21 protein-coding genes are annotated in these 21,080 nt (G+C 43.0%); 14 read left to right on the top strand and 7 right to left on the bottom strand.

Features of this window, described 5'->3' with window-relative positions:
• The first annotated feature begins 15 nt into the window (after positions 1–15).
• The 7 genes from WBM49_RS01075 to WBM49_RS01045 all read left to right on the top strand — a co-directional run bounded on the left by WBM49_RS01075 (position 16) and on the right by WBM49_RS01045 (position 6,110).
• Positions 16–516 carry a GNAT family N-acetyltransferase gene (locus WBM49_RS01075; protein ID WP_424370209.1) on the top strand — a complete coding sequence of 167 codons (501 nt, stop codon included), beginning with the start codon at positions 16–18 and terminating at the stop codon, positions 514–516.
• Between the two features lie 10 nt (positions 517–526).
• Complete coding sequence (locus tag WBM49_RS01070) at positions 527–1,861, top strand: MATE family efflux transporter (RefSeq protein ID WP_424370208.1); 1,335 nt, start codon at positions 527–529, stop codon at positions 1,859–1,861.
• A 21-nt stretch (positions 1,862–1,882) separates the two neighbouring features.
• Positions 1,883–2,650 (top strand): enoyl-CoA hydratase/isomerase family protein, encoded by a 768-nt coding sequence (locus WBM49_RS01065; protein ID WP_424370207.1) that lies wholly within the window; start codon positions 1,883–1,885, stop codon positions 2,648–2,650.
• 23 nt (positions 2,651–2,673) lie between these two features.
• On the top strand, positions 2,674–3,549 hold the full coding sequence (locus WBM49_RS01060; RefSeq protein ID WP_424370206.1) for a LytTR family transcriptional regulator DNA-binding domain-containing protein: 876 nt from the start codon (positions 2,674–2,676) through the stop codon (positions 3,547–3,549).
• Between the two features lie 95 nt (positions 3,550–3,644).
• Complete coding sequence (locus WBM49_RS01055; protein WP_424370205.1) at positions 3,645–4,778, top strand: acyltransferase family protein; 1,134 nt, start codon at positions 3,645–3,647, stop codon at positions 4,776–4,778.
• A gap of 78 nt (positions 4,779–4,856) precedes the next feature.
• Positions 4,857–5,309, top strand: coding sequence for a 6-pyruvoyl trahydropterin synthase family protein (locus WBM49_RS01050; protein ID WP_424370204.1), 453 nt, complete (start codon positions 4,857–4,859; stop codon positions 5,307–5,309).
• A 33-nt stretch (positions 5,310–5,342) separates the two neighbouring features.
• Positions 5,343–6,110, top strand: coding sequence for a UDP-2,3-diacylglucosamine diphosphatase (locus tag WBM49_RS01045; protein ID WP_424370203.1), 768 nt, complete (start codon positions 5,343–5,345; stop codon positions 6,108–6,110).
• Here WBM49_RS01045 and recJ read toward each other — a convergent pair.
• Both recJ and WBM49_RS01035 read right to left on the bottom strand, forming a co-directional pair.
• Positions 6,107–7,801, bottom strand: a complete 1,695-nt coding sequence (gene recJ, locus WBM49_RS01040; protein WP_424370224.1) for a single-stranded-DNA-specific exonuclease RecJ — start codon at positions 7,799–7,801, stop codon at positions 6,107–6,109. The two genes, WBM49_RS01045 and recJ, sit on opposite strands and share 4 nt — an antisense overlap.
• Positions 7,802–7,906: 105 nt before the next feature.
• Positions 7,907–8,329, bottom strand: coding sequence for an OsmC family protein (locus tag WBM49_RS01035; RefSeq protein WP_424370202.1), 423 nt, complete (start codon positions 8,327–8,329; stop codon positions 7,907–7,909).
• A 57-nt stretch (positions 8,330–8,386) separates the two neighbouring features.
• On the opposite strand from WBM49_RS01035, the gene WBM49_RS01030 reads away from it, so the two are divergent.
• Complete coding sequence (locus WBM49_RS01030; RefSeq protein WP_424370201.1) at positions 8,387–8,977, top strand: carboxymuconolactone decarboxylase family protein; 591 nt, start codon at positions 8,387–8,389, stop codon at positions 8,975–8,977.
• 11 nt (positions 8,978–8,988) lie between these two features.
• Here the strand turns inward: WBM49_RS01030 and WBM49_RS01025 are convergent, their stop codons facing one another.
• From WBM49_RS01025 to WBM49_RS01015, 3 genes are all read right to left on the bottom strand, one after another.
• Positions 8,989–10,119 carry a DUF819 family protein gene (locus tag WBM49_RS01025; protein ID WP_424370200.1) on the bottom strand — a complete coding sequence of 377 codons (1,131 nt, stop codon included), beginning with the start codon at positions 10,117–10,119 and terminating at the stop codon, positions 8,989–8,991.
• 36 nt (positions 10,120–10,155) lie between these two features.
• The gene (gene rsmI / locus WBM49_RS01020; protein WP_424370199.1) at positions 10,156–10,827 is read right to left on the bottom strand and encodes a 16S rRNA (cytidine(1402)-2'-O)-methyltransferase; all 672 of its coding nucleotides are present in this window, start codon (positions 10,825–10,827) and stop codon (positions 10,156–10,158) included.
• Between the two features lie 85 nt (positions 10,828–10,912).
• A complete protein-coding gene (locus tag WBM49_RS01015; protein WP_424370198.1) occupies positions 10,913–11,599 on the bottom strand; it encodes a hypothetical protein in 687 nt (228 codons plus the stop codon).
• 102 nt (positions 11,600–11,701) lie between these two features.
• On the opposite strand from WBM49_RS01015, the gene WBM49_RS01010 reads away from it, so the two are divergent.
• The 6 genes from WBM49_RS01010 (at position 11,702) to WBM49_RS00985 (ending at position 18,525) form a co-directional block, all read left to right on the top strand.
• Complete coding sequence (locus WBM49_RS01010) at positions 11,702–12,364, top strand: thymidine kinase (RefSeq protein WP_424370197.1); 663 nt, start codon at positions 11,702–11,704, stop codon at positions 12,362–12,364.
• Between the two features lie 69 nt (positions 12,365–12,433).
• The gene (alr, locus tag WBM49_RS01005) at positions 12,434–13,537 is read left to right on the top strand and encodes an alanine racemase (RefSeq protein WP_424370196.1); all 1,104 of its coding nucleotides are present in this window, start codon (positions 12,434–12,436) and stop codon (positions 13,535–13,537) included.
• Between the two features lie 95 nt (positions 13,538–13,632).
• Positions 13,633–14,037 (top strand): large conductance mechanosensitive channel protein MscL, encoded by a 405-nt coding sequence (mscL, locus tag WBM49_RS01000; RefSeq protein ID WP_424370195.1) that lies wholly within the window; start codon positions 13,633–13,635, stop codon positions 14,035–14,037.
• A 191-nt stretch (positions 14,038–14,228) separates the two neighbouring features.
• Positions 14,229–15,230, top strand: coding sequence for an aspartate-semialdehyde dehydrogenase (locus WBM49_RS00995; RefSeq protein ID WP_424370194.1), 1,002 nt, complete (start codon positions 14,229–14,231; stop codon positions 15,228–15,230).
• 81 nt (positions 15,231–15,311) lie between these two features.
• Positions 15,312–17,468 (top strand): prolyl oligopeptidase family serine peptidase, encoded by a 2,157-nt coding sequence (locus tag WBM49_RS00990; protein WP_424370193.1) that lies wholly within the window; start codon positions 15,312–15,314, stop codon positions 17,466–17,468.
• A 76-nt stretch (positions 17,469–17,544) separates the two neighbouring features.
• On the top strand, positions 17,545–18,525 hold the full coding sequence (locus WBM49_RS00985; protein WP_424370192.1) for a sulfate/molybdate ABC transporter ATP-binding protein: 981 nt from the start codon (positions 17,545–17,547) through the stop codon (positions 18,523–18,525).
• Here the strand turns inward: WBM49_RS00985 and WBM49_RS00980 are convergent.
• A complete protein-coding gene (locus WBM49_RS00980; protein WP_424370191.1) occupies positions 18,522–19,853 on the bottom strand; it encodes a GntP family permease in 1,332 nt (443 codons plus the stop codon). The two genes, WBM49_RS00985 and WBM49_RS00980, sit on opposite strands and share 4 nt — an antisense overlap.
• Positions 19,854–19,944: 91 nt before the next feature.
• Positions 19,945–21,057: an NAD(P)/FAD-dependent oxidoreductase gene (locus WBM49_RS00975; RefSeq protein ID WP_424370190.1), complete on the bottom strand. Its 1,113-nt coding sequence runs from the start codon at positions 21,055–21,057 to the stop codon at positions 19,945–19,947.
• Positions 21,058–21,080: the final 23 nt, after the last annotated feature.

Here is a 21,080-nt window from a genome sequence, read left to right as displayed (position 1 = left end):
AATTGTAATGAATAGATGATTAGACCTGCAAAGTTAGCAGAAATTCCTCAGATCCTGGGTCTTACGAAAGCCTGTGCTCAACATATGAAGGCCAATGGAATATTCCAATGGAACGAACATTATCCATCCAAAGAAGCTTTTAAAAACGATGTGGCAAGGAAAGAACTTTATGTGCTGGAGGAAGAGTCTGTGATCTTGGCTTGCATAACCATATCTACTGTAATGGACCAGGAATATGCTCCGGTTCAATGGCTCACACCAAATAATTCGAATCTTTATATTCATAGGCTAGCAGTGCATCCTGAGCAGCAGGGGAAGGGAAAGGCCCGGAGGCTTATGGGATTTGCAGAACAAAAAGCAAGGGACGAAGGGTATGTTTCTGTTCGTTTGGATACTTTTAGTGAGAACAAACGCAATCAACGTTTTTATGAGACGCTTGGATATCAAAGACTTGGTAATATTTATTTCCCAAAACAGAGTAGTGACCCTTTTTACTGTTATGAACTAGTACTTTAACCTTCATTTTTTGAAAACTGTCGTATCATTTAAGACCATCAATAAACTAGCTATCCCGGCCACTATAGCAGGTATTGCAGAACCTATTTTGTCTATCACAGATACGGCCATTGTGGGGAATATTCCTGTAGACGGCCTCGAATCGCTAGCGGCAGTTGGAATCGTAGGTGCCTTTCTTTCCATGCTCATCTGGATCCTGGGACAGACCCGCAGTGCCATCTCGGCCATCATTTCGCAATATCTGGGAGCAGGCAAGCTAAGAGAGGTGTCCAATCTTCCTGCCCAGGCCATTTGCCTCAATGTATTGTTAAGTGTAGTCATTTTAGTGGCCACTGTCTTTGTAGTAGAAGATATCTTTATGCTCTTAAATGCCAAAGGCAAGATTCTGGAATTCTGTGTGTCTTACTATTCCATAAGAGTCTGGGGATTTCCGCTAACACTATTCGTATTTGCCATAATGGGCATCTTCAGAGGATTGCAAAATACGTATTGGCCCATGATGATAGCCATTGTTGGAGCCGTCCTGAACATAGGCCTGGATTTTGCCCTAGTATACGGAATTGAAGGAATCATCTCGCCCATGTATATAGAAGGTGCCGCCTGGGCCAGCCTAATTTCCCAGGGAGTAATGGCAGTCATGGCCCTGTATCTACTAATCACAAAAACCAGTATTTCCCTTATCCCAAAACTGCCAATCCATCCGGAATTGGGCCGACTAGTGGTGATGAGTCTCAATCTATTTGTTAGAGCAGTAGCCCTGAACATTACCCTGGTGTTGGCCGTTAGAGAAGCAACAGCCCTGGGTGATAAATTTATTGGTGCGCATACCATTGCCATAAATCTTTGGCTTTTTGCTGCCTTTTTTATTGATGGCTACGGAGCGGCAGGGAATATCATGGGAGGCAGACTATTGGGTGCCAGGGATTATCCTAACCTTTGGAAACTGGCCAAAAAGATCATGCTGTACGGGGTCTTGGTAAGTCTGGTTTTAATGGCAATAGGAGCGCTTTTGTACAGGCCCCTGGGATCGCTATTTTCAAATGATGCAGCGGTATTGAAAACCTTTTATTCCGTGTTCTTTATTGTTATTCTGGCCCTTCCGGTGAACACGGTGGCTTTTGTGTTTGATGGTCTTTTTAAAGGCCTTGGGGAAATGCGCTACCTACGAAATGTGCTGCTCTCTGCCACCTTCCTCGGATTTATTCCGGTGCTCTATCTTAGCAATCTTTTTAACCTTGGGCTACAAGGTATTTGGATAGCCATTAGCGTATGGATGTTTATTCGGGGAGCTGCTTTGGTATGGAAGTTCAGGGTAAAATTTCGCCCGCTATTGCAAAAGATGTAATTTTGAGTAAATATAGAATCCATGGGAACTTCCAGAACAAATGGTAGTCTTTATACCAATATTCAAAATAAGATTGCAACAGTAGAATTTGGCCATCCGGCAAGTAATTCCTTTGTGTCTGAACTGCTTCAGCGCCTTACCAAAACCCTGGATGAGCTTTCCCAGAACGAAGAGGTCTCCCTTGTTGTATTGCGATCTGAAGGAGACGGACCTTTTTGTGCCGGGGCATCCTTTAATGAGCTAATGGCAGTTTCATCGCAGGAAGAAGGAACGGTGTTCTTTAGCGGGTTTGCGCATGTGTTGAACGCTATGCGGCGTTGTTCCCAACCTATCATTGGCCGTGTACAGGGGAAAGCCGTTGGCGGAGGTGTGGGACTTATCGCTGCCTGCGATTATGTATTTGCCAGTGTGGACGCGGCGGTTCGACTTTCAGAATTAACCATTGGTATTGCCCCCTTGGTCATTGCACCGGCGGTAGAACGAAAAATAGGCCTAGCCGGATTGGCCGAAATGTCCTTGGCCCCTACAGAATGGAAAAATGCCTATTGGGGTAAAGAAAAAGGACTTTTCTCCAAGGTCTATGATACCAGGAGGGAGATGGATAAGGAATTAGATCATTTTATTTCTCAACTAGGCAGCAATAATCCTGAGGCTTTGCGTGAATTAAAAAAAGTTTTGTGGCAGGGGACAGATCATTGGGACCAATTATTACCCGCCAGAGCTGCGATTACGGGCAACCTCGCACTTTCGCCACATACCAAAAAAGCACTGGAGGCCTTTAAAAAGTAAACATTTTAACCAAGACTAACAACATGGCCGTGTTCTCGTCCATTAAAAAGTTCTTACAAACCCCCTATCCCTTTTATTTTAGAGGAAGGTCACTTCTGTATTTTGGTCTTATCATCTTTTTCTTAGCTTTATTTTTTAACTACTTCTTTCTCCCCTTCAATGTAAATTCGGCTGAACACAAAATGGATTATTTCTGGATCTGTGTATTGCATTCACTCATGCCCATGCTGATTCTACTTCTTATGTACCCATATATCCATTTTTCACCTTCCCTGGATGAGCATTGGACCATAGGAAAAGAACTGGTTTTTCTAAGCGTCTTTCTGCTGCTTATTGGTATAGGCCAATTTCTTATCAGAGACCTTATTTTCGACAACCCTAACAATTGGTCATGGGGCTATTTGCGGGAAGAAGTGAGCAATACATTTTTGGTGGGTATTCTTCTGGTGGGCCTAATTGTCTCCGTTAATTTCAATAGGCTAAATGCGCGCTATATTAAAGAAGCAAATTTTCTTGAACACTCGCGACGGGTATTTAAAGCCTCTAATCAAATTGGAATTGTTCCTATAGAAACGCAAGTTAAAATGGACAGGTTTGATCTCGAAGTAGACCAATTTCTATATGCTAAAGCGGAAGGAAACTACCTGATACTATACATGTATACTGGCAATGATCTCCTCCAACTATTAAAGAGGATCACCATAAAAGAATTTGAACAGCAAGTAAGTACTATAGGCCAGATCGTACGCACGCATCGTTCGTATATTGTAAATCTTTCCTTTCTTGAGCATGTTAAAGGGAACGCTCAGGGATATCAGCTTACGCTGCAACACAGCAGTAATACTATCCCGGTCTCCAGGAACATGATCCCCAAATTAGAATCCAGATTGCAAAAATAACTTTCTCCTTGTCATTCGCCACAAATCCTTGCTATTCAACACATCCATTTAAAATCAGGAATTTTTCACAATAACTTTGAGTAAAACTTAAAGATATGCGACGATACGATCTGGATTGGTTACGGGTACTTGTTTTTGGATTACTCATTTTTTACCATGTGGGAATGTTCTTTGTTCCATGGGGTTGGCATATTAAAAACAATGTGGAATACTCATGGCTACGCTACCCCATGTTATTTCTAAATCAGTGGCGACTCCCCATCCTTTTTGTGATCTCTGGAATGGGCACCTATTATGCCTTAAACAAGAGAACAGCCTGGCAATTCAGTATGGAGCGAATTACAAGATTATTCTTACCGTTGGTAGTGGGTATGCTATTAATTGTTCCCCCTCAGGTATATATTGAACGGATCGCCAATGGAGAATTTCTTGGATCTTATTTTGACTTTTGGCCTTCCCGGGCATTTGTTGGGGTATATCCAGAAGGTAATTTAAGTTGGCATCACTTGTGGTTCTTACCGTATCTGTTACTATTTTCATTGGTCCTTCTTCCTCTGTTTCTTTATCTCCGGAAACATCCGGGAAACAAATTTCTATTATGGATACAAAAGAAGGCTGAGAACAAATACGGACTTTTCTGGTTCCTGCTCCCATTATTTCTTTTCGAGTCTCTGCTGGAGCCATTTTTTAACGTTACACATGCGCTTGTAAATGACTGGTTTGCAATTGTAAATTTTAGCAGCCTATTCTTCTTTGGCTTTTTGCTGATCTCTGTAAGAGAACAGTTCTGGAATACCGTAACGGAACATCGCAAATTCTATCTTATTTGCGGAATCACAGGATTCACCCTATTCCTTAGTTTGATATTGACCTTTGAAGACTCGGTATGGGAGCATTTTGTGGAAGCCTTTTTGAAAGTCTTTAATCTTTGGTCATGGATCCTGGCACTCTTTGGCTATGCTGCACAATACCTGAACAGGCCCAGTAGGTCCTTGTCCTATGCGAATGAGGCCGTGTATCCTTTTTATATACTCCATCAAACTATTACGGTCATAACGGGCTATTATATTATGAACCTATCCTGGGGACTACTGCCAAAATCGCTTGTTCTTATTACAGCCACCTTTGGCGGCTCGTGGATACTCTATGAACTTTGTATCAGAAGGTGGAAACTTATTAGACCCCTCTTTGGTTTGAAAAAACCGAAGAAACCATCTGCCCCTTCTTAAGAGATACACGGGCCAGGGTAATTAAATAGGGGCTTCCTTTTAAAGAATTCCTACCTTTGTCTTTTAAGCATCTCACAAATGAATAAGATACGAGTAACCAAGGAGTTTAGTTTTGAAACGGGCCATGCCCTTTATGGTTACGATGGGAAATGTAAAAATGTCCATGGACACAGTTACAAACTGGCCGTAACAGTCATTGGAACACCCGTGTCAGAAAAAAATGCCGTAAAACTTGGCATGGTGATCGATTTCGGAGATCTTAAAAAAATAGTCAAAGAAGAAGTAGTTGATGTCTTTGATCACGCTACCGTCTTTAACAAGAACACCCCGCATCTGGAGTTGGCAGAAGAGCTGGAAAAAAGAGGACATCAAGTTATTCTGGCCGATTATCAACCCACCAGTGAAAATATGGTACTGCATTTTGCTGCCAAGATAAAAGCCCGACTCCCTAAAAACCTTAAGCTTCACTCCCTGAAACTTCGGGAGACCGAGACAGCCTATGCCGAATGGTTCGCGGAAGACAATGCATAAACCCCTAGCCGTTTTTCCTATCTTTACACTCAAATGAAGCAAATTCTCGTACCTCCAGGAAAGAAGATCTATTTTGCCAGCGATAATCATTTGGGGGCTCCTACCAGAGAAGAAAGTGCCGAAAGAGAGCGCATTTTTGTCTCCTGGCTAAAGCATGTAAAAAAAGATGCCGCCGCAATCTTTTTACTAGGTGACCTATTTGATTTCTGGTTTGAATACAAAACCGTGGTCCCTAAAGGATTTGTACGCACCTTGGGTACCCTGGCAGAAATTACGGATAGTGGTATTCCCGTTTATTTTTTTAACGGCAACCACGATCTGTGGATGAACGGCTATTTTGAGGAAGAACTGGGAATCCCCGTATTTCATCAGCCGGAACAATTCGAAATAAACTCAAAACGACTTTTTATTGGCCACGGGGATGGACTGGGACCAAATGATAAAGGCTATAAGAGGATGAAAAAGGTATTCACGAACCCACTTGCCAAATGGTTCTTTCGTTGGCTGCACCCGGATTGGGGCGTGCGCCTGGCCCAATACTTTTCAGTAAAAAATAAATTGATTTCCGGGGAAGAAGACCGTGAATTCCTGGGAGAGGAAAATGAATGGCTTGTTCAATATGCCAAACGAAAATTATCTCAGGACCATTATGACTACTTTGTTTTTGGACACCGCCATCTGCCTTTGGAAATACCCTTACAAGAAGATTCGGTCTATTTCAATCTGGGCGACTGGATAAGTCATTACACCTATGGTGTGCTAGATGGCGCTGATTTTAGGCTGGAACATTATAACCCTTAGGAGGCCCTAAGATCTTTCAGTTTCAATTGTAAATGCACCATGCCATTCCACACATTTTCCTCAAGGGTATAGACAGCACTGAACTCTCTCTTGTTCTCTGCCAGGGGTAATTTATCCCCAAGGCCAAACCCGATAGCTCCTATGGGTTTTGGAGTGCGTTGTATTACCGACAATTTTAAATGCTTGTTCCCCTCCCCAACACCTTTGGCATATCCGCTGTCTTGCAGATGGTGCGATAAAAATACGGGCTTCATGTTCCCGGGGCCAAAAGGTGCAAACTGATTGATGATGCGCATCAGTTTAGGTGTGATCTCGGATAGTTTTATTTCGGCATCTATGTTGATCTCTGGAGTGAGCAGCATAGGGTCTATAGTGCTTGCCACCACCTTTTCGAACTGAGCCTTAAAATCCCCGTATTGTTCTTCGATAAGTGTTAAACCAGCCGCATATTTATGACCCCCAAATTGTTCAAGGTGCTCCTGGCATAATTCCAGTGCATTATACACATCAAATCCCTTTACAGACCTTGCAGAGGCTGCCAATTTATCTCCACTTTTGGTAAACACCAGCGTAGGCCTGTAATAGGTCTCCGTTAAGCGAGAAGCTACAATCCCTATAACCCCTTTATGCCATGATTCCTTATAAACTACAGAGGTAAATCTCTCTTCTTCTTTATTCTCCTGAATCTGCACTAAAGCTTCTTCGGTGATCTCCTGATCTAAACCACGACGATCCGAATTAAAGGTTTCAATCTCTTTGGCCATTTCCTCGGCCTGCTGGAGATTGGTCTCTGTTAATAGTGCAACGGCATAACGTCCATGCTCCATTCTACCTGCCGCATTTATTCGCGGTGCAATAACAAAAACAACATCCGTAATGGTAAGATTAGTTTTTTTAAGGGCCTTTAGAATGGCCCTGAAACCCGGACGGGGGGCCGAATTAATTACCTGCAGGCCATAATGTGCCAGAATTCTGTTCTCCCCGGTCATTGGAACAATGTCTGCGGCGATCGCCGTGGCCACCAGATCCAGGTATGGAACCAGATCGTCTATGGATCCTCCCTTGCGCAACTCTATGGCCTGAATTAATTTAAACCCAATCCCGCAACCACACAATTCATCATACGGATAGGAGCAGTCTTCCCGTTTTGGGTCTAGCACAGCCTCTGCCTGTGGTAAATGTTCGCCCGGCCTGTGATGATCACATATAATAAAATCGATTCCTTTTTTGGTGGCATAGGAAACCTGGTCTAGCGCTTTAATCCCGCAATCCAGGGCAATGATAAGGTCTATGTCATTATCATCAGCAAAATCTATCCCGGTAAAGGAGATTCCATACCCCTCGGCATACCGATCGGGGATATAGGTTGCAACCCTTGGATAGGAAGCCAGTAGATACGAAGATAGCAGCGCCACTGCGGTGGTACCGTCCACGTCATAATCTCCGTATATCAAAATATGTTCTTCTTCCTTTATGGCACGTTCAATACGCTCAACGGCCTTGTCCATGTCCTTCATCAGAAAAGGATTATGGAGGTCTTTAAGTTGTGGTCTGAAAAAATGAAGTGCTTCCTCATAGGTGCTAATGCCCCTTTGAAGCAAAAGCGTAGCTACCAATGAGCTCACTTTCAATGCCTCACTTAATTCCTTGATCGCAACTGCTTCGGGTTTTGGTCTAAGCGTCCATCGCATCTCTGAAATTTCATTGAGACTCATAAGGTAACGGTATAAGATGCATTATTTGTGCAGGAAGGTGTGCAATACTAAAAAATTGTAACTATTCCCTGGGACAAAAGATCAGGATTTATGGAAAATGGTCTGCGTAGTGACCCTGGCAAACTTCCGAAACATCTCCATAACACCGCAGTATTTTTCAACAGACAGATCTACCGCCCGTTGTAGTTTCTTCTCATCCAGGTTAGATCCGTAAAAATGATATTCTACTTTTACCTCATCATAGAATTTAGGGTGCTCTTCAGTGAGATTTGCAATGGTTTCTATATGAAATTTATCGACCTCTAATTTCATTTTCTTGATCAGGGAGGCTACATCCAAGCCAGAACAGCCTGCCAAAGAAGATAACATCAATGCCTTTGGCCTAAAGCCCTTTCCTTCACCTCCATCTTCTGCTCCTGCATCCATTATGAACTTATGGCCGGAAGGATTATTACTCTCAAAGGCCATATTACCCATCCAATTGGTAATGATATGATTTGTCATACTTTTTTTTTGTTTCTTGTGACTCAAAATTACAACAATAACTACAAAAATAATCCTATGCCACTGGTCAATCCACTTTCTCCCGATCACGATGCTGAAACTCGAGAATTAGCTGCTTTTTTTAATGAAACACTGGGCTTCTGTCCTAATTCTATTCTTACCATGCAACACAGACCTGCCATCTCCAAGGCATTTATAAATTTAAACAAGGCCGTTATGGAAAATAAAGGTCGGGTTACTTCGGCCCTAAAGAGAATGATCGCCTGGGTAAGTAGCAATGCCACTGGCTGCAGGTACTGCCAGGCACACGCCATCCGCGCCGCGGAACGCTACGGAGCGGAACAGGAACAACTAGAAAATATTTGGGAATACAGAACACATCCTGCTTTTTCAGAGGCAGAACGGGCAGCCCTGGATTTTTCGTTAGCCGCCTCCCAGGTTCCCAATATGGTAGATGAAAAAACAAAAGTGGCCTTGTACAATTATTGGAATGAAGGTGAGATCGTCGAAATGCTGGGGGTGATCTCACTTTTTGGCTATCTGAATCGATGGAACGATTCCATGGGCACCTCTATTGAAAAGGGGGCGGTTGAAAGTGGGGAGCAATACCTGGGAAAACACGGGTGGGAAAAAGGGAAACACCTTTAGTGAGATCTAATTTAACCCAATAAAAAGTGTTCCAATAAATAGATTGTTAACATCCCCCAAAAAGTCCCGGTAGCCATGCTTAAAATTGCCAATACTACCGCGTGTGGCATCCATTTCTTTTCATAAGCTGCCGTAACTGCCGGTGCCGTAGCAATCCCCCCAACATTGGCCATACTGGCAATAGGTACCCAGGCCATATTGATGTTCAATACCTTGGCAATACCCATCATAAAAATAAAATGCCCTAGCAGCCAAATTATCAGGAACAGTAAAAAGTACGTATTAAATCCGAGGGTTTCGAATTGTAGTTTAAGCCCGAGAATGGCCATCACAATCAGGATAAGGATAGCCCCGAACTTTAAAGCGTATTTAAAATTCCATTGCGGCCAAACATTGCTGATCGCCAATCCGATCAGCGAAAGAAGAATAACCTTGGCTATAAAACTATCCAGGAGTTGATTCATCAGTAAGACCGATGCTATCAGCACCAGTACCACAAGCCAGGAAGGTAAGGTTTTGCCGCTGCTAAACCTCAAACTCTCGGGGATCCCAAGGTCTGTGATCCTGAACAACTTGTTCATCTTGTTACTCCCTTTTATGCTTTGGAACATAAGGATGGTCCAAATATTCACGAGTATATTATCCATCACCAAGACCGAAAGAAAAATATCTTCGGGGCAGTTCACTAATTCTTTAAGGACCAACTGACTTGTACTACCGCCTATCCAGCTACCTACTATAGGTGGTACCCCTCTCCAATAACCTTCTGTGACCAGGGTTTCTGAAATAAATTCGGTTTCCTGAAAACTCATGGCCAGCACAAAAGGGAAAAGAGCAATAAATACCGAGCCGCTTACAAAAAGTACTATCGGCTTCCATCCTATGGCCCTTAGTTGTCCTAATGACAAGCTGCTCATCACTGCAACGATCGCCAGGGGGATAAAATAATCCCTGCTAAAATCATGGATGGGGGCCTGGGAATAATCCACATTTGCCAGCTGAGAAATAATAGCGGGAATTATATAGGCCAGTAAAATGGCAGGGACCCAGTCGAATAGCGATTTAATATGTTTATTTTCCCAGCGATCCAGAAAGAAGACTACTATGACGGTAAATAAAGCAATTAGCCATGGGGTGATCATTGGGAAAAAATACAACTTTTAATGACACTCAGGAAACTATTTCTTGCCTGCGACTACCAAAACAAACTCTCCCTTTACCGGATGGGTTGTGTAATAAGCGAGCACTTCGGATAAAGATCCACGGATAGTTTCTTCGTACAACTTGGTTAGTTCTCTGGAAACTGATGCCGGTCTTTCTGGGCCAAAATAGCTTGTAAACTGTTCCAGGGTCTTTAGCAATTTGTGGGGCGATTCATAGAAAATCATGGTACGTGTTTCGGTTGCCAACTGCTCTAATTTAGTTTGCCTTCCCTTCTTTAATGGGAGAAAGCCTTCAAAAACGAAACGGTCTGCCGGCAGGCCACTGTTCACCAAAGCAGGGATAAGGGCTGTAGCACCGGGGAGACATTCAACCGAAATTCCCGCCTCAACGCAAGCGCGGGTAAGCAAGAATCCAGGGTCCGAAATAGCGGGGGTCCCGGCATCGGAGATCAGGGCAATAGTATCTCCTCCCTTGAGTCTCTCCAATAGCTTGTCCAATATCTTATGTTCGTTGTGCATATGATGCGACTGCATGGGAGTGCCTATCTCATAATGTTTTAATAGCTTTCCGCTGGTTCGCGTATCCTCTGCCAGGATCAGATCTGCCTCTTGTAGAACTTTAATAGCCCTAAGGGTTATGTCTTCCAAATTCCCAATTGGGGTGGGTACCAGATATAGTGTTCCCATGAACGAATTTGATGTATGTTAAAAATAAGAAGCCGAAAGCTAGATCCTCAACTTTCGGCCAATACGTTTCTAATGTTTCTTCAACTTATGAAAACCGCCGTTCTACCAAGGCCATAAAACGAGAAGCGTACTCCTCTTTCCCCTGCCAGTTGTTGTACTCCGGTTTAACCATGTTTTCTATGAAGGCCAGGGAACGTTCCTGACTTTCTATTGTATTCAATTGTGAAAGGACCCGGTTAAATTCTTCAGTGCTGTCATTAAACAAATGCTTCACAAAAGCCAGCCGGTCATTCAATCCTACAGCCATTTTATTAGCAGTGTGTGTGTCATTCAAAGACCTGCTCTTGGTATTTTTTGAAAGTGACTCCTTATCTGGAGTTACATCATTCATGTCATTTTTTAGGACTTCGGTCTTTGCCACAAATTCTGCAAATAATTGTTCAATATGAGCATCCTTAGGCATTTCAGAGACCATGTGTTTAATGGTATCTATCCCCGGAGTCATAATATCCTCGTCATGTGGGTTACTTTCCGGGACCGTTTTATTGCCATCCATCACGGCGCTGGCCATTTTTTCAAACTTTGCAGCGATCACATTCTTGGAAACATCTATTTCAACATCGTTCAATTTCTCCTCAATAAATTTTAATACGGCCAACCTCTCATACAAATTCTTTGCGGCTTCGTACAATTCAGAAATATCACCCATGTCATGGGAGGTAATAATCTCCGTAGACAACTTCACTAATTCCTCTTTCAATTTACGCTTCATTTCTTTTTATTTTTCTGCCCTGTAAAGGTCTATCTTTTTTAATACTTTTATACATCTATAATTCTAACGGAGGAATAGACATATTTCGTCTAAAATTACAAAATGTTTCTCGAAAATACTGTTAATCATAAGGAACAATTTGGGTGGATAGAAGTGATCAGCGGGTCCATGTTTTCAGGGAAAACAGAGGAGCTTATCCGAAGATTAAAACGCGCCCAGTTTGCAAAACAAAAAGTAGAGATCTTTAAACCCATCGTGGATACAAGATACCATGACGAACGTGTGGTATCTCACGATGAGAACGAGATCAGGTCTACTCCGGTGCCTGCAGCAGCCAATATCAGGCTATTGGCAGACGACTGTGATGTGGTAGGGATAGATGAAGCACAGTTCTTTGATGATGAGATCGTCACTGTATGTAATGATCTTGCCAACAAAGGGATCAGGGTGGTGGTAGCAGGTCTCGATATGGATTTTAAAGGCAACCCATTTGGCCCTATGCCTGCTTTAATGGCAACAGCCGAATATGTGACCAAGGTGCATGCGGTTTGCACGCGCACCGGGAATTTGGCAAACTACAGTTTTCGTAAGTCCGACAATGACAATCTTGTCCTTTTAGGAGAAACAGAAGAATACGAGCCCCTGAGCAGAGCTGCATTCTACAAGGCGATGTTGAGGGAAAAAGTAAATATGATGGACGTGAAGGCAGCAGAAATAGTGCAAATACCGGGATCTAAAAAGCAAAAAAGAGCACCAAAGAAATAATTTCCCTTCAAACCATAAGAATGAATCTCATAGTTGTTAGTTGGAGCTTGCCAGTACTAAATCATTTCAATGACTAAGTTGAGCGAGACCGTTTTAGAAATAGATCTTGGTGCACTGGAGCATAATTATCACTTCCTACGAGCTAAACTCAGCCCCACCACTAAGTTTATGGGAATTGTAAAAGCTTTCGGGTATGGAAGCGATCCGCTGATCATTGCGAAGAGATTAGAATCCTTAAAAGTCGATGCTCTTGCCGTTGCCTATGTTTCAGAAGGTGTTTACCTGCGAAAAGCAGGTATCAAATTGCCCATTCTTGTTTTGCATCCTCAGTTGGCTAATTTTGACTTGCTTATGGAACATTGTCTTGAACCGAGCATCTACAGTGCCAGAGTATTGAGAAGCTTTCACCAAGCTGCGTTGAATGCGGGCCAGAAAGAATATCCTGTACATCTGAAGTTTAATACCGGATTGAACAGACTGGGGTTTTGGGAGAATGATGTAGCGCATATTGCAAAAGAACTTAAAGGGTCGGAGGTATTAAAGATCAAAGGGATATTTTCACATTTAGCCGCCTCCGAAGATGCGGCGGAAAAGGTTTTTACCCGGGGTCAGATCGAAGGCTTTAAAAAGATCGTAAAGAAAGTCGAATCTGCATTGGGCCTTGTTGAAATTAAACATCTGTTGAACACTTCAGGAATCCTGAATTACCCCGAAGCACAGTGGGATATGGTAAGAAGTGGGATTGGCCTTTATGGCTATGGCAACGATCCCATAATAGACCCCTTACTAAAACCGGTAGTGTCTTTAAAAACCATTATTTCGCAAATTCATACCATTGAACCCAATGAGTCCGTAGGTTATAACCGGGCCTATCGCTCTGAGGGATACAGAACCACTGCTACCCTTCCCCTGGGCCATGCAGACGGTATTGGAAGGCAATATGGAAATGGCAGGGCCTGGGTAATTATACAAGGGAAAAAAGCACCTATTATCGGCAATGTTTGTATGGACATGCTTATGATAGATATAAGCGGTATAGATTGTAAGGAAGGAGATGAAGTAATTGTTTTTGGAAAAGGGCAGTCGGCCGAAGCCTTCGCAGCCTATGCCCATACCATCTCGTATGAACTTATAACAGGAATCTCATCTCGTGTTAAACGTGTTTATAAATAAAGCCAATAAGTTCATTACTACATACTTAGGAATGTTAAAAAAACCTATCTTGCGGCCTAAACAAACAATCATTAACTAATTAAAACAAACAAACAATGTTTAAAGAATTTAAAAATTTCATTATGACCGGCAACGTCATAGAATTTGCTGTTGCCGTTATTTTAGCCGGGGCCGTTGGGCAGGTGGTCAATGGATTTGTAAATGACATCATTATGCCCATTGTCGGTGAATTTTCTGGTGGGGTCGACTTTGCGAATCTAAAATATGTGCTTACCGAAGCATCGGGGGTAGCAGGAGAAGCAGGAGCCATTGCAGAAAATGCCATTCGCTATGGTGCCTGGATCAATACTATTGTGAATCTTATCATTGTAGGATTCGTGTTATTTGTGATCATCAAAGCGTACAATAAAACGAAGACACCTCCGGCACCTCCGGCACCGGCAGGGCCTTCTCAGGAAGACCTTTTGGCAGAGATAAGAGATCTTTTAAAAAAGAAATAAAAAGTAGATACCTGTTCCTGCAGGGAAACCGCTACACTATTTACTACTATAAACCCCTTGTTTGGTGCTAAACTAAACAAGGGGTTCTTTTTGTTACAAAAACAACAATATGTTATATTTTTATAAAACTCATGGCAGAGTTTGTGGCATCTTGCTCATTCAATTACCTTTGGCCCTATAAAAGTAGTTATATGAAATTAGCAGTAGTTGGTGCTACAGGCATGGTAGGCGAGGTAATGCTCAAAGTATTGGCGGAAAGGAATTTCCCTATTTCAGAACTTTTAGTAGTTGCCTCCGAAAAATCGAAAGGTAAAATACTCCATTACAAAGACAGACCCTACACGGTAATTGGGTTACAAGAAGCCGTGGCGGCTAAACCAGACATAGCCATATTTTCGGCCGGAGGAGACACTTCTTTGGAATGGGCCCCAAGATTTGCTGAGGTGGGAACTACAGTGATCGATAATTCATCGGCCTGGCGAATGAACCCCAAGATCAAATTAGTCGTGCCCGAGATCAATGCTCATGTGCTTACCCAGGACGATAAGATCATTGCAAATCCCAATTGCTCCACCATTCAATTAGTGATGGTGCTGGCGCCTCTTCACAAGGCCTACCATATGAAGCGAGTAGTGGTATCTACCTACCAGTCGGTAAGCGGCACTGGAATAAAGGCCGTAAAACAAATGGAAAATGAAATGGCAGGCACCCAGGCAGAAATGGCCTATCCCTATCCCATTCACAGGAATGCCCTGCCACATTGTGACGTATTCCTGGATAATGGGTATACCAAAGAGGAAATGAAATTGGCGATGGAGCCCCAAAAGATCCTTGGTGATAGCAGTTTTGCAATAACCGCCACCGCCGTGCGTATCCCAACTGCCGGTGGGCATTCTGAATCAGTAAACGTTAGCTTCAGTAAAGAGTATACCCTCAATGATATTCGCAAGCTTTTAAGAGACACCCCAGGGGTTGTGGTGCAAGACAATCCGCATACCAACACCTACCCAATGCCCCTGTATGCACATGACAAGGATGATGTTTTTGTGGGCAGGATACGACGGGATGAATCACAGCCCAATACGCTCAACATGTGGATCGTAGCAGATAACCTTAGAAAAGGTGCCGCCACTAATGCCATTCAAATAGCTGAGTACCTGCTTAGCGAAAAACTTGTGCCTCAGCCAGTTTAAAACTCTGTAAAAAAAGACAAACCATCTTTCTTATCCTGAAGATTTTAAGGTATTTTTAAGGCCACTTATAAGCCCTTGTTTATGAAAAAAATTGCCTTTGTGCTTTCCGCAGGTATTGCCTTAATTGCCTGTAAAAACGAATCAACCTCAGAACCTTTGACCGTGAATTATCCTGTAACTGAAAAAGTAGATACCGTAGATACTTATTTCGGTGTAGAAGTCGCTGATCCATACCGATGGATGGAAGACGACCGTAGCCCTGAAACTGAAAATTGGGTTGCCGAGCAGAACAAAGTAACCTTTGGCTATTTAGAGCAAATTCCGTTCAGGGAAGATCTGAAAAAGCGAATGGAAAAATTATGGGACTACGAAAAAGTCAGTGCCCCCTTTAAGGAAGGATCCTATACCTATTATTACAAAAATGATGGGTTACAAAATCAGAGCGTGGTCTACCGAAAAAAAGATGGTGGGGACGAAGAAATTTTCCTTAATCCAAATACCTTTTCTGAAGATGGCACCACCTCTCTTGCGGGTTTGAGTTTTAGCAAGGATGGATCCTTAGCTACCTACCTTATCTCCGAAGGTGGAAGTGATTGGAGAAAAGCCATTGTACTGAATGTAGAAACAATGACTGCGATCGAAGATACCCTAACCGACATTAAATTTAGTGGTATTGCATGGAAGGGGAACGAAGGGTTTTACTACTCCAGTTATGATAAGCCCAAAGGCAGCGAACTTTCTGCAAAAACGGATCAACACAAAGTATATTATCACGCCCTGGGACAGGATCAGGACATGGACGAGTTAATATACGGGGGGACCATGGCTGAAAAACACAGGTATATTTCGGCCAGTGTTACCGAAGATGAACGTTATCTGATCTTATATCCCGGTACCTCAACCTCTGGCAATAAGATGTTAATACGAGACCTTACTGATCCTAACGGACTTTTTATTACCGTGCTCAGTGATACAGACTCTGATAGTTATGTCATAGACAATAAAGAGGCTACCCTATATATACAAACCAACAGAAACGCTCCCAATAATAGAGTGGTAACCGTTAATGCTTTGAAACCAGGTCCTGAAAATTGGAAGGACCTAATCCCTGAAACAGAGAATGTGCTAAACACAAGTACTGGCGGGGGATTTATTTTTGCAGAATATATGGTAGACGCCATCTCCAAAGTAATGCAATACGACTACGACGGGAAACTTGTTCGCGAAGTTAAATTACCCGGAATTGGTAGCGCAGGAAGTTTTGGAGGAAAGCTGGATGCTAAAAAACTTTATTTCTCCTTTACGAATTACAATACGCCAAGTTCCATATATCAACTAGATCCAAAAACGGGTGAATACGGCAGTTACTGGAAGCCTGAGATTGATTTTGATCCAAATACCTACGAATCCAAACAGGTGTTTTATTCTTCTAAGGATGGTACCAAAGTGCCTATGATCATTACGTATAAGAAAGGCCTGGAGCTCAATGGAAAGAACCCAACCATTTTATATGGGTATGGCGGATTTAATATAAGCTTAACCCCTTCCTTCAGTATCGTGAACGCCATTTGGATGGAACAAGGCGGAGTCTATGCAGTTCCCAACCTGAGAGGTGGAGGCGAATACGGCAAAAAATGGCATGATGCAGGAACCCAATTACAAAAACAAAATGTTTTTGACGATTTTATTGCAGCCGCGGAATATTTAACCGCAGAAAAATATACCTCTCCCGAATATCTGGCCATTCGTGGTGGGTCTAACGGAGGATTGTTAGTAGGGGCAACTATGACTCAACGACCAGATCTTATGAAAGTTGCCCTCCCGGCTGTGGGAGTGATGGATATGCTGAGGTATCATACCTTTACCGCAGGGGCAGGGTGGTCGTACGACTATGGTACGTCTGAAGACAGCCCAGAAATGTTCGATTACTTAAAAACCTATTCTCCGGTCCATGCCATTAAAGAAGGGGTGTCTTACCCGGCTACCCTGGTAACTACTGCAGATCATGATGACCGGGTGGTACCGGCCCATAGTTTTAAATTTGCAGCAACGCTACAGGAGAAACACTCTGGCAAGAATCCTGCTCTTATACGCATTGAAACAAATGCAGGCCATGGCGCGGGAACACCCATCAGTAAAACTATTGAACAGTATGCAGATATTTTTGCATTTACTTTCTATAATATGGGTTATGACCAATTACCTAACCAAGCGGTATTAAAAGAATTTAAAGACTAAGTATCGATATAGTACAGCGAAATCCGTTTCTTTAGAGGCGGATTTTTTTTCAATAAACCACAGTACCAACATACCAATGCTGCAAGTAAATAAGCTTTCCTTCGCTTACGACACCTCCAATGTGCTCGAAGGCCTCTCATTTGAGGTGGCCCAAGGCGAACATGTGGCTATTATGGGTGAAAGCGGCTGCGGAAAGAGCACCTTGTTAAAACTAGTGTATGGTCTGCTTACCCCTGGAGATGGCAATATCCTATGGGGAAAGGAAGAGGTAAAAGGCCCCCTATATAGGCTAGTGCCCGGAGAATCGTATATGAAATACCTGTCTCAGGAGTTTGATCTGATGCCATTCACCACTGTAGCCGAGAACATTAGTGAACACCTATCTGTATTCTTCCCAAAGGAAATGAAAGAGAGGACGGATGAGTTACTCGAAATGATTGAAATGACGGCCGATGCAAAGACCAAGGTAAAAAATCTGAGCGGAGGTCAGCAACAAAGGGTGGCCCTTGCCAGGGTCCTGGCTCAGAAACCAGATGTACTGCTGCTCGATGAACCCTTTAGCCATATTGATAATTTTCGAAAGAATAGTCTGCGCAGAAATCTATTTCGATACCTTAAAGAAGAAAAAATAACCTGCCTTACCGCAACCCACGATCATTTAGATGTACTTCCATTCGCAGATCGCATCCTGGTACTAAAAGACAAAGAACTGCTCATAGAAGGAGCAACAAGGCAAGTCTATGAATCACCTCCCAATATCTATGTAGCCAGTTTGTTTGGAGAAGCCAATATTTTGCCCATCACAGTATTAAAGTCATATGCCGATAGCAAAAGAAACATCATTGTCTACGCCCATGAGTTTAAGGTTTCAAACTCTTCCGGTTTAGCTACCAAGGTAAAAAAAATCTATCCCATGGGAGGATATACGCTGGTAGAAGGAGACTCTGAGGACGGTACATTATTCTTTCATTCTGAAAAGGATCTGAAAATTGGCACTAAGGTCTACCTGAATGTATCCATTGAAACCATTAACAAGCGACTAAAAGATCTTCCTTAGACCAATATTAAAGAGGCGACAAATACAGCAATAGCGGCCGTAGTGCCAAGGACTACCGTGCCTAATCCAAACAATCTATAGCCCGTTTTTACGTTCATTCCGCTCATTTGTGTTACCACCCAAAAAAAGCTGTCATTGGCATGAGAGATCATCGCCGAACCAGCACCGATAGAAACTACCACCAATGCCTTTTGGATCTCAGTTTCATACCCCAGTGATGACATCATGGGGGCTAATATAGAAGCTGTAGTCACGAGGGCAACCGTAGAGGATCCCTGGGCCGTTTTTAGGGCTGCGGCCAGCAGAAAAGGAAGAAAAATCCCAATGTTCAGGTCTTTTAGGGAGTAACCAAGAACCTCGGCTATCCCAGACATTTGTAAAACCGTGCCAAAAATACCTCCGGCACCGGTGATCATCAGAATTGAGGCGGCATCTTTTATGGCGTTTCCTACCCACCCGGTAGATGACAGCATCTCCAAATGAAGTTTTTTGGGGAGTAGTAAACAAAGAAATACTCCTATGAGCAAGGCAATCACCGGGTCCCCTAAAAATGAGATCAGGCTTTGAAGTAGGCCCAATTCTTCCGCTCGTGCTTTTATGAATAACGACTTTAATACGATCAGGATAATTGGGATAACAATTGGCAAGGAAGATCTAACAATTCCCGGATCTTGTACCTCCTCTGTCTTTTTGTCTTCATTAGAGTCGTCCTGGCCCGGATCAATATAGGTTTTGGCCGCAAATTTCGTCGCAAAAAGCACTGCTGCCCCAAGGGCAAGTAAACTAACCGGGATGCCAATGGCAATGACTAACCCAAGATTTGCTTCCAAAATTCCTGCAGCTGCTATAGGTCCCGGGGTGGGAGGCACCATCGTATGTGATGCCATTAAGCCCAGTCCTAGGGCAATGGCAGCACCAGCCAGGGAAATTCCTGCTTTCCTGCTAAGTCCTTTACTTAAAGGGTGTAAAAGCATAAATCCACTATCTGCAAATACCGGGATGGAAACAATATATCCAATGAAACCCATGGCCAATGGGATACGTTTTTTCCCAATTAGTTTCAGCACGCTTTTTGCAATGGTCTGCGCACCTCCTGTGTGTTCCAGAAAGGCGCCAATGATAACTCCCAATACGATGATCAACCCTATTTTGCCCAAAGTACCCCCAAAGCCATCATTAATAGCAGTGGTAATATCCTGCAGCGGCATTCCCGCAAAAATTCCGTATGCAATTGAGATAAGCAAGAGAGCGAGAAAAGGGTGAACTTTAAGCCTGGTGGTTAAGACCACAATAAATAGAACCGCAATTATTAAATAAATGATTTCCATTGGATAAAACCTCTAGTGTACTTCAAGTACTACGGAAAATTACATATTTCTGGGGAGTCCGCCTAAAAGATCAAAAATGATGAAAAAGTAGTTAAACTATATCCGCCAACTCTTTGCCAACATGGCTGCCTATTGCAATCCCCATACCGCCAAGACGCACCCCGAAAGCAACTCTATCTGTAAGTCGGATTACTATAGGTCTTTTCTGCGAACCTGTTCCCATAATGCCACTCCAGCGCCGATCTATCTCAAATGGGATGTTAGGCAGGATGGTTTCTCTCAATACCTCTTCCAATTTTTCCTGAATCTTTGATGTAAGCCCAAATTTGGTAGTTTCTTCGGTCTTAAAATCCAAGTTTCGGGCACCGCCAAACATGATACGATCCTCAACATTTCTAAAATAATAATAGCCTTTATCTAAATGGAATGTTCCTTTAATTTTAAGTCCGGCTATCGGTTTTGTGATCAAAACCTGTGCCCTTGCAGGCACTATATCTTCCCGAAGCCACTCTGCCGCAAAACCATTTGTCGCAACTAACATTTTCCCGGAGCGGAATTCAAAATCTTTTGTACTGATGGTGACTCCCGATGCATCCTCTTCGTAGGAAGTTACCTCCATGGCATTTAAAATGTGCACACCAGCTTCCCTTACCTTCGTCAAGAGCGCTTGCATCATAAAACCCGTGTTGATCTGCGCCTCAAAAGGATTGGTGATATAATTGTCTACCAATTTTTCAAATCCAAAAGTGTTTGGTTGCACCTGAAAGGCATTTTTTCCAAAAACCGGCCGCAGCAAATCATTGACCTCATCTACGCGATCCAGGCATTTTTGAAATAATTTTTGATCTTTTTTAAAGAAAAGTTCGTGTCCACCCCTCCGCTGGTAATCAATGGTTTTGTCTCCGAGAGTAGCTCTAAGCAGTTCAATACCTTCCCAACGTTCCTGGACCAATTGTAGGACTTCAGCCTCACTGTGATGTTCCAGGTCTTCCAGGATCTCAGAAATACTCCCAAAACAAGCAAATCCGGCATTTTTAGTACTGGCGCCCTGTGGCATACTGCCTTTTTCAAGCAGTAAGATCTTTGATTTTGGGTGTTTTTTACGAAGTGAAAGCGCACATGATAACCCAACAATACCACTGCCTATTATGGTATAGTCCACATTGTGAAACCATGTTTTGTATTCCCAATAGCTAAGATTCATAGGTATAAAAAACTCCGGACAAG

It is taken from the genome of Muriicola sp. (assembly GCF_049669965.1).
GTDB lineage: Bacteria > Bacteroidota > Bacteroidia > Flavobacteriales > Flavobacteriaceae > Muriicola.
Note: the sequence above shows the minus strand (reverse complement) of the source record. Positions and strands in the feature narration are given on the sequence as shown.